The organism is Paenibacillus sp. OK076 (genome assembly GCF_900110055.1).
Lineage (GTDB): Bacteria > Bacillota > Bacilli > Paenibacillales > Paenibacillaceae > Paenibacillus.
Window position 1 is genome coordinate 1,952,698 of sequence record NZ_FOCH01000001.1, and the last position, 14,729, is coordinate 1,967,426.

Sequence of the window (14,729 nt, forward strand, 5' to 3'; positions counted from 1 at the left end):
CTTGCCGTTACGTGAAGGCTTATCCTCGGATTTGGAAGTAAGGCAATCCAAACCTAGAGGAGTTGTGAAACGAATGAGTATATTAATCCAGCAAGCCACAATCTTAACGATGAAAGACACCGATTCCCCCTTCAAGGGGGATATTCGCATTGTAGGCGACCGTATCGCAGAGATTGCTCCCCACATTCAGGCTCAACCGGGTGATGACATTATGGATGGTCAACATAAACTGGCCATGCCGGGCCTGATCAATGCTCACCAGCATACACCGATGAGTCTGCTGCGGGGATTCTCGGATGATCTGAAGCTGATGGACTGGCTTGACCGTAAGATGCTGCCTGCAGAAGCCCGGATGACACCCGAAGATATATACTGGGGAGCACAATTATCCATCGCCGAGATGATCCGTTCAGGAACTACAGCTTACGCTGATATGTACATTCACATGAATGAAATCGCAGAAGCGGTGACGGAAACCGGCATTCGGGCATCGCTCACACGCGGAATGGTATTCGTGGAGGATGACGGAGGGCGCAGATTACAGGAAGCGGTCGATTTGGTACAACGTTGGTCGGGGAAGGCGGAGGGTCGAATTACGACGATGTATGGCCCGCATTCTCCTTATACTTGCCCAGTAGAACCTTTGCGGGAAGTCATTGCGATGGCGGAACAGGAGAATGTGCCTATCCACATTCATCTGGCTGAGACGAAAGAGGAAGTTGTGAAGATTCGTGAACGCTATGGCATGACGCCAACGGAGTATTTGGAAGAGGCAGGTATGTTCGAAAAACTACACGTACTGCTTGCCCATGGCGTACACCTGAATCGTAGAGATATTGGCAGACTGAAAGGCATGCGTGGTGGAGTAGCACACAATCCGGTCAGCAATCTGAAGCTTGGCTGCGGAATTGCCCCAATTACGGAGATGATTGCACAGGGAATTAACGTGGGTCTTGGAACCGACGGGGCAGGAAGTGCGACAACCGTCGATATGTTTGAAGAGATCAAGGCTGCGACCTGGCTGCAAAAGCTGGATTATGGTGACCCTACCCGGTTGTCGGCAAGAGAGGTACTATACATGTCTACACGGGGAAGTGCAGGTCTGTTGAACCTTCAGGATGAAGTGGGTGTGCTGGAAATTGGGCGCAAGGCCGACCTGATTCTGATTGATCTGAAGAAACCGCATTTGCAGCCGGTTCACGAGCTGGAATCATTACTTGCATACAGCGTGAACGGCGCCGATGTAGATACCACCATTGTGAATGGTCGGGTGTTGATGAGAGGCAGGCAGCTGCTAACGATAGATGAGGAAGAACTTTTCCGTCAGGTAGAGGTTCGGGCGAAGCGTATTGTTGAAGGGATTTAATTTTTGACACCTGCAGTGACTTGATATGGTTCAACTCAAGTCTTTGCAGGTGTATTTTCTTTTGCCAGGCAGACACGACTTGTCCAGTTCATTATCAGTTCACACAAATTTGTTAGAATGTGAAATGTTCAATAGATAGACAGGGTGTATGACTTGGAGAGGAAGAGATCAAGATGACTATATTAGAAGTTAAACATGTGAAGAAATCATACACGCTGTATGGTAAGGAAAAGGTACCCGTGCTCCACGATGTGAATTTGAGCTTTGAGACAGGAGAGTTCGTCTCGATCCTTGGTGAATCGGGTTGCGGAAAGTCAACCCTTATGAATATTATTGGTGGAATGGACTCCGATTTTGAAGGGGAGATCCTTGTTCGTGGTAAGAACTTAAGTACCATGACGGAAAAGGAAATGGATGATTATCGCAAGAATAATATCGGCTTTGTGTTTCAAAATTTCAATCTGATCCCACATCTGTCTGTACTGGAAAATGTTACGATTGCTATGCAAATGACGGATACTAGTGAAAAGGAACGCAACAAGCGTGCTATAGATATTTTGACCGAGGTCGGACTGAAGGATCATCTGAATAAACGGCCCAACCAGCTGTCGGGTGGACAGAAGCAACGGGTTTCCATTGCTCGTGCATTATCGAACAATCCAGACATTATTTTGGCGGATGAACCAACGGGTGCTCTGGATAAGGAAAACGGGGATCAAATTCTGGCTTTGCTGGACAGTATTGCGCAAAAAGGGATGCTGGTCATTGCGGTAACTCACTCGCAGAAAGTGGCCGATTCCGGTACACGTATAGTCAAGGTTGAGGAGGGGCGGATTAAGGATGATATCCATTTAAAAGATCGTTCCTTGACTACCTATGAGGGTAGCCGTGGTGCTTCGAGAAACCTGGGCTTACTGGCTTCTTTCCAAATGGCTCTCAAAAACATGAAACTCAACGGCAAGCGAAATATACTGGTAGCATTAGGTGGGTCGATAGGAATTTTAAGCGTACTCCTGATGCTCTCCTTGGGTAATGGAATAACGACATATATGAACGACGAAATCAATTCAAGCATGGACCCGTTACTCGTGGATATAACGAAGCCCAGTGCAGATGCCAAAGATATGCAAGGCCCGGAAGCCTTGATGGCAACAGGTGAACCGTTCACAGCAGCTGATATTGAGACCATTCGCAAATTCCCTAATGTGGATCATGTAGCGACGATCACTACCATTACAGGCAAATCGACTATGGTTCATGCAAAGCAAAGTGTGGCACTCACGCAGTTAACGACGTTAACGGATGCTTTTGATCCAGCAATGATAACAAAGGGTACGCTTCCGGTAGAAAATGAGATGTTGTTACCCCTCGATACGGCGAATAAATTAAGCGGAAATGACCAAGCTGAATCGATGATCGGCAAGTCTGTGTTTCTATATATCAATGAGATGGATGGCAATAATAAACCGGTAACTTTGGGGAAAGAAATAACCATATCAGGTATATATCAAGCGTCAGATCAAAGATCACCCATGCAGCAATCACCGGGTTACATTTCATCACAGACGTTGGAGCAAATGTATACGGACAATGGAATAACGATTGGGCCAATTCAGGTTAATGCATATGCAACCGATATGAAATATGTCAATGATATTAATGCTGCTGCTGTAGATGCGGGCTTCTCAGGCTCCCAGACGGCAAAAATCATGGAAAATATCACGACATATGTGAACATGGCCACGATCGTTCTGTCTGGTATTGCAGGCATTTCGTTGATTGTATCCGGTATTATGATATTGGTTGTGCTTTATATTAGTGTCGTGGAACGAACAAAGGAAATCGGAATCCTTCGTGCGATTGGAGCAAGAAAGAAGGATATCAAGCGAATTTTCTTTTCTGAATCTGCTCTATTGGGGGTATTCAGTGGTATCATTGCGGTAGTATTTGCGATAATTATTAGTTATGTATTAAATATTCTTTTGGACAATGCGTTTGGAGCAAAACTGATTCATCTCTCGGGATATTATATCTTGTTCGGAATCGTTGTAAGTACAGTGATTAGTATCATCGCTGGTTTGATGCCTTCATCCAAAGCAGCCAAGCTCGACCCGATGGAATCCTTACGATATGAATAAAACCAAGTAGTGAATATTGAAAATTGCGGAAAGGATAATGCATAAATGAACACGATTCTTGTGGTTGATGATGATTCGCATATCCGCAAATTAATCCGAATTTATCTCGAAAAAAATCAGTTTTCAGTTGTGGAAGCGCCGGATGGCCAAGAAGCACTGAACATCTTGTCTCATACCAAAATTGATTTAGCAATTGTAGATGTGATGATGCCCCATGTAGATGGTATTGAACTGACCGAAGATATTCGATCTTATATGGATATTCCGATTCTGATGGTGACTGCCAAGGGAGAATCCAAGGATAAGGTCAGAGGATTTAATGCAGGCTCAGACGATTATTTAGTAAAGCCTTTTGATCCTGTAGAGTTAATCTTGCGTGTGAAATCCTTAATGAAGAGATACAACAAGATTTCATCAAATGTTATTCATATAGGCGGTGCAACGATTGATCTGAGCAATTTGACAGTGGATGCAGGAGCACAAACGGTTGAATTGAAAAAGAAGGAATGTGAATTGTTGTTTGCTCTGGCGAGTTTGCCAGGGCAAATATTTACACGTACACAGCTTATAGAAGATATATGGGGAATCGATTATGAAGGTGATGAGCGTACCGTTGATGTGCATATCAAAAGGTTAAGAGAACGGCTTGAACCGATCCCCGAGCTGATCATTTCGACGATAAGAGGACTTGGATATCGTCTGGAGAGTGTATGAAAATCGTGAGGAAAAGCCTGCGTTTACGAATCGTAGTTACCTTTTTTGGCATTGTGATCGTCAGTTTAATTCTCTCCTTTATCTTAAATATGCGGTCTCAGGAAAACACACCGAATCATTCCATGATTACGATTGCCGAGGATATCGCTACGATAATAAACCTGATTGATGATCCGGAAAAAGTGAAAACAAGCTTGGATATCTTTGCACGATACGGCTTGGACATCAACTCCGTGAACGAACAAAGTGAAGTACTTGCTTCCTTTCCGGATGATAAGGTTCATGAATTATTCGATGAAAGTTCGACGAAAGCGTTTATGATGTCCAAAAAAGATGAAACGGCAATCGTCGGTGTTCCCAGGATGAATGAAGAGAAAGATGCGCTCCTGATCAAAATTAATTTTTCATCGATTTTTCATAATGTGAAACGTACATTATTTATATCGCTACTCACTGTCTTAGTCATAGGAAGCTTATTAATCATGTTCATGTCTGGGTACATTGTGAAACCGATCAAAAAGTTAACTGCTGCAGCTAAGAAAATGGCATCAGGCGATCTATCCGTCCGGTTGAAGCATAACAATCCAGATGAGTTTGGTGAGCTGATGGAGAGCTTTAATCATATGGCCCGTGAGCTGCAAAAAATAGACTCGGTGCGTGACGATTTTGTCAGCAATGTCTCTCATGAAATGCAGTCTCCACTAACATCAATCAGGGGATTCACACGAGCGCTGCAAGATGGTGTTATCCCATTGGAAGAGCAGAAAGAGCATCTGGATATCATATATGAGGAAACATTACGCCTGTCCAGGCTGAGCGATAATTTACTTCGGTTAGCCTCACTGGATTCCGAGCACCATCCGTTTAATCTCACGACCTTCCAATTAGATGAACAGTTAAGAAGAGCGATCGTATTAGCTGAACCCCAGTGGGCGCACAAAAATATCAGGATTGAATTGGATTTATTGCCTTGCGAAATTACCGTTGATAAAGATCTGTTTGAGCAGGTCTGGCAGAATTTAATCAACAATGCGATAAAATATACAGGTTCCGATGGGGTCATTCACATCGCAATCGAGATGTCCACGTCATCTGTGAAGGTATCCATTAGAGATTCAGGACAAGGAATACCCGAGGAAGACCTTCCGTATATTTTCGATCGATTTTATATGGTAGACAAAGCGCGGAGCAGTGCTCTTAGAGGCAATGGACTAGGGCTTTCCATCGTGATTAAAATTTTGAAATTACATGAGTGTGCAATTAATGTGGAGAGCAGGGTTGGAGAAGGAACGCAGTTTACAGTTACGATCCCCAGACCTTCGGCTACGTCTTAAAAAAGCCCAAAAAGCAATATTTAAGCAATCGTGGTCCGCATGATACAGGACTCCTATTGCCTGAATATTGCTTTTTGGTGAGTGCTGCGTGATCGATTTCATATATTGTTTTGTTTAGTGGCAGATGATTTGATAAGATAGAGGAGATGCGAGCATCAATCCAATAGTAGTGTGACGAGAGTGAAGTAGATTCAACGTTTTATTCTATCCGCTACCCTTACACATCTATGTGAATATATGAACATAACAATTTATTATATACAGAATGGAGCCATCCAATGAAATATCGCAATATGGAAGATTGCATTAATGATCTGGAGCAGCACGGACATTTGATTCGCGTGAAGGAAGAAGTGGACCCTCATTTGGAGATGGCAGCGATACATATGAAAGTGCATGAGGCGAAAGGCCCAGCTCTGCTTTTCGAAAATGTGAAAGGCTCGAAGTTCCAGGCAGTTTCGAACCTGTTCGGTACACTGGAACGAAGCAAATTCATGTTCCGTGGAACGCTTGAAGGTGTACAGCGTGTCATGGCTGTCCGGGATGATCCAATGAAGGCACTTAAGACGCCATTTCAGCATATCAGCACAGGTCTTGCCGCCTGGCAGGCTCTCCCTAAGCAGAAGTCCATCAGTTTGCCTGTAACCGCGCAAGAGATTCAGATCTCGGATCTGCCGTTGATCAAGCATTGGCCCATGGATGGTGGAGCATTCGTTACGCTGCCTCAGGTCTATTCGGAGGACCCGGACAAGCCAGGCATTATGAACTCCAATCTGGGCATGTACCGGGTACAGCTAAGTGGTAATGATTATGAACTGAATAAGGAAATTGGACTTCATTATCAGATCCATCGCGGCATTGGTATTCATCAGGCCAAAGCGGTCAAAAAGGGAGAACCTCTGAAAGTGAGCATCTTCATTGGGGGGCCGCCGGCACATACACTTTCTGCAGTGATGCCTTTGCCGGAAGGCCTCAGTGAGATGACTTTCGCAGGGCTACTTGCCGGCCGTCGTTTCCGCTACAGCTATAAGGACGGATATTGCATCAGCAATGACGCCGATTTTGTCATCACCGGTGATATTTACCCGGACGAGACAAAGCCTGAAGGACCGTTTGGTGATCATCTTGGATATTACAGTCTGACCCATCCGTTCCCACTAATGAGAGTGCATAAAGTGTACGCCAAGCCAAATGCGATCTGGCCATTTACCGTGGTGGGTCGTCCTCCGCAAGAGGATACCGCATTTGGGGATCTGATTCACGAAATTACGGGTGATGCCATTAAACAGGAGATTCCGGGCGTAAAAGAAGTCCACGCAGTTGATGCAGCAGGAGTACATCCACTTCTTTTTGCGATTGGAAGTGAGCGTTATACGCCCTACCAGACGGTAAAACAGCCAACAGAGCTGCTGACCATTGCGAGTCGTATTCTGGGCACAGGCCAGCTCAGTCTGGCGAAGTACTTGTTTATCACAGCAGAAGATCAGCAACCGCTGGATACGCACCGTGAAGTGGAATTCCTGACGTACATCCTGGAACGAATGGATCTGCAGCGGGACATTCATTTCCATACCAATACAACGATCGATACGCTGGATTACTCGGGAACCGGGTTGAACAGCGGCAGCAAGGTTGTATTTGCAGCCTATGGGGAGAAGAAACGGGAGTTGTGCCTTGGAGTGCCGGAGACATTGAAGGATATTCGGGGATATAACAATCCACAGTTCGTGATGCCAGGAATTATAGCTATTCAGAGTGCGCCGTTCACCAGTTATGCGGATACAGAACAAGAAATGAAGGCATTTACGGACATGCTGAAGGAAAAGGGAGATCTGTCTTCTTGTCCAATGATTGTTTTATGTGATGATAGTTCTTTCCTGAGTGCGAATCTCAGCAACTTCTTGTGGGCGACATTTACCCGCAGTAATCCGTCTCATGATATGTACGGTGTGAACAGCAGTTACAACTATAAACATTGGGGCTGTGACCAGATCATTATCGATGCCAGAGTGAAGCCGCATCAGGCGCCACCGTTAATTCCGGACCCATCTGTTGAGAAAGGGATTGAACGCTTTTTCGTACAGGGAGCGAGTCTGAGCTCGATCAAAATATAGTTGAATTCAATAAAAGCCCAAAGATTTTTTTGGGCTTTTTGGTTATATATGTGTAAAGCAAGATGTCCGTTATCAAAATGCAAAATCAAACCGGGACTTTTTTGAAAATGGGACTGAGAATAAAGTCTTATACGTTCGTATTTCCTTTTACGATTAAGGTCGTTTGGACTATGGAGAAAAAGAATGTATTTATCGATATAAAGTAGTATAGGGATTTTTGGGACCCGATCTAACGGGTGCTGTTGACTATAAATGATTGTTCAGGGGGAATACCGATTTGAGAATCCATATTATGAACCTGCAAGATGGAGACCGTCTAACTGCGGATACATTCAGCGAAGCGGGATTACACGTTCTGGGTCAGGGTACTGTGATCAAAAGTGAAGATATCACCTTGCTGATGCAGCACCGCGTAGACTATGTGGATATTGAACCACGCGAGGAAGAGATCACGGAAGCGGAATTCTTTGCTGCTGCAGCAAAATTTGCATCTGGAGCAAGCACAAGCACCAAGGAAGAACCGCCTGAAGAAGAAATGAAATCTCAATTTATACAAACTGTACATAACTATCAATCTGCGTTTCTCGAAGCACTGACGGTGGGTAAGTTCAACGCAACCATGGTGGACGATGCGCTTCAACCGATGGTAGAGGGATTGGACGAGCAAAAGGATGTCGTACATCTCCTGATGATGCTGGAACGGGATGATGTCAATAACTACACGCATTCCATTCAGGTTGGGCTGTTATCATTTTACCTGGCCAACTGGCTTGGTTATTCCCAAAAAGAAAGTTATCAGATCAGTCGTGGTGGCTATCTTCATGATATCGGCAAATGCAAGGTATCCCATCGGATACGCAACAAGATGGAACCGTTAACCGCAGATGAACAGCTCGAATTGCAGCGTCACACGATCTATGGACATGATATTATCAAAAGTTCCATGACGGATGAAGCTACAGCGCTGGTAGCTCTTCAGCATCATGAACTGGAGGATGGTACCGGATATCCGATGCAACTGAAGAAAGGCGAAATCCATCCATACACACAGATCGTATCTGTCGCTGACATATACATCGGGATGAGATCGGGCAGTCACGGAAGCAGCAATCCGAACCTGATCAACAACTTGCGCGATATTTATGCGATGGGATTCGGCAAATTGAATGAGAAGCCGGTTCAGGCCTTGATGCAGCATCTGCTTCCTAATTTTATTGGCAAACAAGTACTGCTGAGCAACGGCGAGCGGGGTGTTATTGTCATGAACAATACTTCCGATATTTTCAAACCACTGATCAAGGTGGAATCGGAACAATATCGTGATCTGTCCAAAGAACGCACACTTGCCATTAATGAATTAATTATCTAAGTTTGAATAACGAATGAATTCATACCGAAAACGGGCCTCCTGTACGATGACAGGGGACCCGTTTTTCATTTATATGACGCACTGCGTTGTTCTTCATGGTGACCAGGAGTATACTTTTGCAAAGACCTTAATCTTCCTTTTTAGGAAACAGAAGCGGAAAAGGAGAGATCGTCCTTGATTGAAGTGGTAACCGAGATTACAATTCATGCCCCGATTGAGCGGTGTTTTGACTATGCGCGGGATATTGATATTCATACCCGGACGGTCTGGAAACATACCCGTGAGCAGGCTGTAGCGGGTGTTACAACGGGCAGAATTGGTGAAGGCGATACGGTAACTTTTGAAGCAAGCCATTTCGGGATAAGGCAGAAGCTGACTTCCCGGATCGCCGAGTACAATCGGCCATATCTTTTTGTGGATCAGATGGAGAAAGGTGCTTTCAAGAGCATGAGACATGAACACAGCTTCAGCAAGCTTGGCGAGCAGACCACTTGTATGAGAGACACACTGAGATTTGAAGCTCCCCTTGGTGTTCTGGGTTGGGTTGCAGAGCGAATTGTACTCAAGAGGTATATGCTGGCTTTCCTGGAGAGCCGTAACTTGAAGCTAAAGACGTTACTAGAGAATAGATAGAGCTGATCTGTCAGGAGGAGATGATGTTTGATGGAAAACGAATATTTTGTGGGTTGGGGTACACTTGCTCTTATTAATGCCGGACTTGCTCAGGGAAAAAACAGAAGTGGTCGTAACTGGTTTCTGATTTCTCTGTTATTTGGTCCGTTAGCCACGCTGTTTATCGTGGTATGGAATAAGCTGGATTAAGTTTATTTATTGATCCGAATTCCGATGAATATACCGGTCAATGGTCCAGAACAGAAGCGCAGCGGCACTCACGCCTGCACCCAGCCAGCAAACGCCAGTCCAACCTGCCCATGCGTACACTTGAGTAGAAGCAATGGAGCCGGTAGCACTTCCAATCGAATAAAAGATCATGTAAGCGCCTGTCAAACGGCTCTGCGCCTCAGGACGGACTTCATAGATCAGACTCTGGTTGGTGACATGTACGGCCTGTACGGCAAGGTCCAGCATAATTACCCCAGCTACAAACAGCCATACAGAGTGGTGAACATAGCCTATGGGCAGCCAGGATAGAAGCAATATGACAAGAGCAACACCCGTCGTCTTTTGTCCCAATCCCCGATCAGCCAGTCTTCCAGCACGTGCAGCAGCCAGCGCACCAGCAGCTCCCGCAAGACCAAAGGCTCCGATAGCAGTATGTGACAGGGAAAGGGGGGGAGCGCTAAGCGGCAGCACCATGGAAGTCCATAGGATGCTGAAGGCTGTGAAGATCAACGTGGCGAGAACGCCGCGTGTTCGCAGAATAGGCAGCTCCCGGTATAGTTGCAGGACAGAAACGATTAATTGGGTATAGGTGAGTTTCTCTCGCTTGGGTTCGTGTTTGGGCAGTACAAGAAACAGGGCGATAATCCCCAGTAATGTCAGACTGGCAGAGAAGAGATAGACCGATCTCCAGCCAATCCAATCGTTTAAGGTGCCTGCTATGGTTCGCGCCAGTAATATACCGATGACGATTCCGCTTGTGACCAGACCGACGATACGCCCTCGTTCAGATGGTGCAGCCAGGGAGGCGGCAAAGGCAACGAGTGTTTGTGTAATCACGGCAAGCAACCCGATCGCAGCCATTCCAATAAATAGAACCTGGCTGGATGATGAGGTACCGACAGCAATCAGGGCGATTACCGATAAAAGCATCTGGATCATGATCAGCTTGCGCCGATTCAATAGATCACCAAGAGGGACGAGTAATAACAATCCGAGGGCGTAACAAATCTGCGTTACGGTAATAACGATGCCAATGGATGAATGCGCGATATTGAACTCGTCCGCAATGGAGTCGAGCAAAGGCTGGGCATAATAAATGTTGGCTACCGCCAGTCCGCTGCACAGGGCAAATAACAGCGCCACAAGGCGGGACATACTCGTTCGTCCTTCGCTGAAGGGATGTGCTTGATGAGATGCATTTTGCATGAATGATTCACCTTTCTGTATTCGAATGTGGGAAGTAGGGAAGCAGAAAGAACACTGTTGAATATAAATATACCGATCAGTACATTACAATTCGGAATAAACATACTTCACGCTTTCACACGATGTCAAGAGTTGAAGTGGAATGTTTAATTTTCTTTTTATAAATTGAGATGAAATTGACATGGGAATGGGATGTAGATTAAAATAGTTATATACTGATCGATACACAAAGAGGGTGAATACATGGTTAGACAACGGGAATTTGATACGGATCAGGCACTGGAAGCGGCAATGCAGATTTTTTGGGATAAGGGATTTGAAGCGACATCCTTAAGTGATTTGACAACAGTCATGGGGATTCAGCGCCCCAGTCTATATGCGGCTTTTGGTGACAAAAAGGAATTGTTTGAAACGGCACTTCGCAGATATACGACTTTGCATGCTGCTCAGGTCAGATTCAGGCTTCAACATACATCCTCTGTAAAAGAAGCCTTCCGTGCTTTATTTGAACATATCGGAGCGGAAGGGGATGTGACAGATGCTCGTCACGGCTGTTTTTGCATCAATACGATGGTTGAACTGGCTCCGCATGACCCCAAATTCGCTGTTCTGACACGCGAGCACCAGATGTATCTGGCGGCGATTTTCAAGGAGACGATTGAACGGGGGCAGGAAACAGGGGAATTGTCTAACGACCTTGACGCAAATGATCTCTCAAAATCTCTGGTGGTATCGATGATTGGATTGACCGTAATGATGAAATCGGAGCCGGATCGCTCATTTGTGCAGCAGAGTATTAAGGTTACGTTATCGTTGTTAGAAGGATGAGGGAGCAATTTCATTTTTAGAAAGGGTGTTCATATGGAGCGTTATATTCATAGGATCTACCTTGTCGTTTTATACATTATAGGTGTGCTGCTAACAACGTACGGTGGGATGGGGATCATCGAGTTCAGTTTGATTGTAATTGCCGTGCTTGCTTTTATTGCTATTGTGGGTTCCCTGACAGAGAATAGCCAATCGAAATTGGATACGATTTTTGCGAAAATACGGTCCTTGTTTCTAGTAGCGATGGCCATTTTGATCACGGCGTTGCTTTTCAAACTGTTTTGATGTGAAAGAGAGAAGCGGGAGCGTGTTCCTGCTCTTTTTTGTGTCTGAGGACATTGGGCAGAGCGGGTCTGAGTTGATACAATACAGATAGGGTATAGATAAAATTAGGATGTATCATATGATTTACATATGCGAGAAACATGTTAAACCTTGTTCGATGATGCACATATTGAGGAGGAGATTCAACCATGCAGACGAAGTTGCGTTGTGCCATATTGGATGATTATCAGAATGTAGCCCTTTCTTCAGCAGATTGGACTCCTATCCTGGATCGGGTTGAAGTTCAGACGTTCAATAATTACATGGGATCAGAAGAGAAGGTCGTTCAGGAACTGCAGGATTTTGAGATTATTGTCTTGATGCGTGAGCGTACACCTTTTCCTGAATCTGTGATAACTCAATTACCCAATCTTAAGCTTCTTGTTACAAGCGGCATGCGCAATGCCTCCATTGACCTCCAGGCTGCGGAAGAAAGCGGTGTAATCGTGTGCGGCACGGAAGGCAGCTCGAACCCTCCGACTGAACTCACATGGGCGCTGATACTGGGTCTGTCCAGACAACTGGTAACTGAAAATAACGCACTGCGTTCCAATCGGAATTGGCAGAGTACAGTTGGCATGGATTTGTACGGAAAGACATTGGGATTGCTCGGACTAGGCAAGATTGGCAGCCGGATGGCAGAGATTGCCCATGCCTTTGGCATGGACGTGATCGCCTGGAGTGAGAATTTGACACAGGAACGAGCGGAGGAACAGGGCGTCCAATGGGCAGAGACCAAGGAACAGCTGCTGGAACAAAGCGATATTGTTTCCATCCATCTAGTGCTTAGTGATCGGACACGTAATCTGATCGGACGAGCCGAGCTGCAACGGATGAAAAATACCGCTTTATTGATCAATACGTCCCGTGCAGGCATTGTGGATCAAGAGGCGATGGTCGAAGCTTTACAGAAGGAGTGGATTGCCGGGGCGGGCCTGGACGTATATGAACAGGAGCCTCTTCCTGTGAATCATACGTTGCGTACACTGCCCAATCTGCTGGCAACACCGCACCTGGGTTATGTGACTCAAGGCAACTATGCCATTTATTTTAACCATACCGTAGAGGATATTGAGATGTTTATGAAAGGAACACCGATCAGACAATTGCATTCGAAGAAGTAATTGCTCGGAGGTGGGTTTGAGATAAAAAGGTGTGAATGAAGATAAAAAAAAGGTGTTTCTCAGGACGGAATTTATTCCTGGTGAACACCTTTTTTGTGTTTATCGATGGTTGGGACTGTCCATTACATCCGGTGTTTTCGCAATGATTCTTATGCGCGTGGTCCTTGTGAAGATGAGCGGATCATGGCTACGCTGGACTCGCGCACAATTAACCGTGGTTCAAATTGAATATGCTCGTAATCCGTGGTGCTCATCTCTCGAATCCGTTTTAACAGCAATTCCGTTGCAAGTCTGGCCACTTCTTCGCCCATGATCGAGACTGAACTGATCTGCGGAGACGTAACGGTAGTCCATTGGTTGTTATCAACACCCACAACAGCGATATCTTCAGGGACACGAACGCCGAGTTCTTTAAACCGATTTACCAGTCCGATGGCGACCATATCGTTAATCGCGTATACGGCATCTGGCATGTGAGTCAGCCCATAGAAATAATCCGCTGCATTAGCCCCCGTATTCAATGAAAAATCTTCTCCGAAGTAAACAAGCGAGATGTCTACATGTCCGAGCGCCTGCTCATAAGCCCGATAACGCTCTTCGATAATATCTTTCGGAGCACCAGCGTATGCAATGCGGGTCCGGCCAATCTTAATCAGATGTTCCATCACCAGTTTCCCTTCAGGCTGTGAAAGAGAAACAACATCTGCTTTCATGCCGGGGTCCAGCTTTTTACCGTAATTGATCATGGAAATGGGAAGAGGAGCTTTATCAATTAAGCCAGGCAACGTTTTGGGATAAGCCAGAGGCATGAAAACAAGTCCGTCCACGTGCAATTTTTTGATCGTACGAATGGTTTCCAGTTCCGTTCGTGCATTACCCGCCGTATTGATTTGAACCACATGATACCCGTGCTGCTTCGCCGTTTGTTCAACAGACCAAGAGATCTCGGGAATGATGGCATTGCGTATGTCAGGTACAACCAGTGCGATCTGATGCGTCTGGCGTATTTTCAAACTCTGGGCAGAGGTATTGGGGACAAATCCAAGCTCCTCAATGGCCTGCAAGACTTTATCCCGTGTTTTGTTGCTAATGCCTTCGGAATTGTTAATGGCTCGGGAGACGGTAGCGATACCTACACCTGCAAGTTCTGCAACGTCCTTGATCGTAACCTTCTGATCTTTACTCACGTTTAGTTAACCTCACTTCATCGGAAACGATTCCGAATTTTGAAAATATGTACGAATGGAATGTCAATCCTATACCTTGATTATAACATTTGAGCCAACAAGTATCTTGTGAATACGATTGAAAGTTCAGAGATGTCTGTTGGGTTTCCCAAAAGAACCTAAGGGGAGTTGAGATAAATAGC

13 protein-coding genes are annotated in these 14,729 nt (G+C 45.5%); 11 read left to right on the forward strand and 2 right to left on the reverse strand.

Going from position 1 to position 14,729, the window contains the following annotated elements; all coding sequences use genetic code 11:
- The first annotated feature begins 73 nt into the window (after nt 1-73).
- The 8 genes from BMY78_RS08940 to BMY78_RS32775 all read left to right on the forward strand — a co-directional run bounded on the left by BMY78_RS08940 (nt 74) and on the right by BMY78_RS32775 (nt 9,857).
- Nucleotides 74-1,366: an amidohydrolase gene (locus tag BMY78_RS08940; protein WP_090896904.1), complete on the forward strand. Its 1,293-nt coding sequence runs from the start codon at nt 74-76 to the stop codon at nt 1,364-1,366.
- Nucleotides 1,367-1,539: 173 nt separating this feature from the next.
- Complete coding sequence (locus tag BMY78_RS08945) at nt 1,540-3,504, forward strand: ABC transporter ATP-binding protein/permease (protein WP_090896907.1); 1,965 nt, start codon at nt 1,540-1,542, stop codon at nt 3,502-3,504.
- A 45-nt stretch (nt 3,505-3,549) separates the two neighbouring features.
- Nucleotides 3,550-4,218, forward strand: a complete 669-nt coding sequence (locus BMY78_RS08950) for a response regulator transcription factor (RefSeq protein ID WP_090896909.1) — start codon at nt 3,550-3,552, stop codon at nt 4,216-4,218.
- Nucleotides 4,215-5,552, forward strand: a complete 1,338-nt coding sequence (locus BMY78_RS08955) for a HAMP domain-containing sensor histidine kinase (RefSeq protein ID WP_090896912.1) — start codon at nt 4,215-4,217, stop codon at nt 5,550-5,552. The genes BMY78_RS08950 and BMY78_RS08955 overlap by 4 nt, the downstream gene beginning before the upstream one ends.
- Before the next feature lie 278 nt (nt 5,553-5,830).
- Entirely contained in the window at nt 5,831-7,666 is a 1,836-nt protein-coding gene (locus tag BMY78_RS08960; protein WP_090896915.1) for a UbiD family decarboxylase, read from the forward strand.
- 277 nt (nt 7,667-7,943) lie between these two features.
- Complete coding sequence (locus BMY78_RS08965) at nt 7,944-9,035, forward strand: HD-GYP domain-containing protein (protein WP_090896920.1); 1,092 nt, start codon at nt 7,944-7,946, stop codon at nt 9,033-9,035.
- A 183-nt stretch (nt 9,036-9,218) separates the two neighbouring features.
- Nucleotides 9,219-9,668 carry an SRPBCC family protein gene (locus tag BMY78_RS08970; RefSeq protein WP_371129153.1) on the forward strand — a complete coding sequence of 150 codons (450 nt, stop codon included), beginning with the start codon at nt 9,219-9,221 and terminating at the stop codon, nt 9,666-9,668.
- Between the two features lie 30 nt (nt 9,669-9,698).
- Nucleotides 9,699-9,857 carry a hypothetical protein gene (locus BMY78_RS32775; RefSeq protein WP_175382611.1) on the forward strand — a complete coding sequence of 53 codons (159 nt, stop codon included), beginning with the start codon at nt 9,699-9,701 and terminating at the stop codon, nt 9,855-9,857.
- A 6-nt stretch (nt 9,858-9,863) separates the two neighbouring features.
- On the opposite strand, the gene BMY78_RS08975 is transcribed toward BMY78_RS32775, so the two are convergent.
- A complete protein-coding gene (locus BMY78_RS08975) occupies nt 9,864-11,084 on the reverse strand; it encodes an MFS transporter (RefSeq protein ID WP_090896926.1) in 1,221 nt (406 codons plus the stop codon).
- Nucleotides 11,085-11,327: 243 nt separating this feature from the next.
- On the opposite strand from BMY78_RS08975, the gene BMY78_RS08980 reads away from it, so the two are divergent.
- The 3 genes from BMY78_RS08980 (at nt 11,328) to BMY78_RS08990 (ending at nt 13,360) form a co-directional block, all read left to right on the forward strand.
- Entirely contained in the window at nt 11,328-11,912 is a 585-nt protein-coding gene (locus BMY78_RS08980; RefSeq protein WP_090896930.1) for a TetR/AcrR family transcriptional regulator, read from the forward strand.
- Between the two features lie 33 nt (nt 11,913-11,945).
- A complete protein-coding gene (locus BMY78_RS08985; protein WP_090896933.1) occupies nt 11,946-12,197 on the forward strand; it encodes a hypothetical protein in 252 nt (83 codons plus the stop codon).
- A gap of 188 nt (nt 12,198-12,385) precedes the next feature.
- A complete protein-coding gene (locus BMY78_RS08990; RefSeq protein WP_090896937.1) occupies nt 12,386-13,360 on the forward strand; it encodes a D-2-hydroxyacid dehydrogenase family protein in 975 nt (324 codons plus the stop codon).
- 149 nt (nt 13,361-13,509) lie between these two features.
- On the opposite strand, the gene BMY78_RS08995 is transcribed toward BMY78_RS08990, so the two are convergent.
- Complete coding sequence (locus tag BMY78_RS08995) at nt 13,510-14,547, reverse strand: LacI family DNA-binding transcriptional regulator (RefSeq protein WP_090896941.1); 1,038 nt, start codon at nt 14,545-14,547, stop codon at nt 13,510-13,512.
- Between the last annotated feature and the right edge of the window lie 182 nt (nt 14,548-14,729).

Excerpts from the sequence above, each read along its gene's own strand:
- BMY78_RS08940 (WP_090896904.1), top strand. The coding sequence starts at position 74 with ATGAGTATATTAATCCAGCAAGCCACAATCTTAACGATGAAAGACACC.
- BMY78_RS08945 (WP_090896907.1), top strand. The coding sequence starts at position 1,540 with ATGACTATATTAGAAGTTAAACATGTGAAGAAATCATACACGCTGTAT.
- BMY78_RS08950 (WP_090896909.1), top strand. The coding sequence starts at position 3,550 with ATGAACACGATTCTTGTGGTTGATGATGATTCGCATATCCGCAAATTA.
- BMY78_RS08975 (WP_090896926.1), bottom strand. The coding sequence starts at position 11,084 with ATGCAAAATGCATCTCATCAAGCACATCCCTTCAGCGAAGGACGAACG.
- BMY78_RS08980 (WP_090896930.1), top strand. The coding sequence starts at position 11,328 with ATGGTTAGACAACGGGAATTTGATACGGATCAGGCACTGGAAGCGGCA.
- BMY78_RS32775 (WP_175382611.1), top strand. The coding sequence starts at position 9,699 with ATGGAAAACGAATATTTTGTGGGTTGGGGTACACTTGCTCTTATTAAT.
- BMY78_RS08985 (WP_090896933.1), top strand. The coding sequence starts at position 11,946 with ATGGAGCGTTATATTCATAGGATCTACCTTGTCGTTTTATACATTATA.
- BMY78_RS08955 (WP_090896912.1), top strand. The coding sequence starts at position 4,215 with ATGAAAATCGTGAGGAAAAGCCTGCGTTTACGAATCGTAGTTACCTTT.
- BMY78_RS08960 (WP_090896915.1), top strand. The coding sequence starts at position 5,831 with ATGAAATATCGCAATATGGAAGATTGCATTAATGATCTGGAGCAGCAC.
- BMY78_RS08990 (WP_090896937.1), top strand. The coding sequence starts at position 12,386 with ATGCAGACGAAGTTGCGTTGTGCCATATTGGATGATTATCAGAATGTA.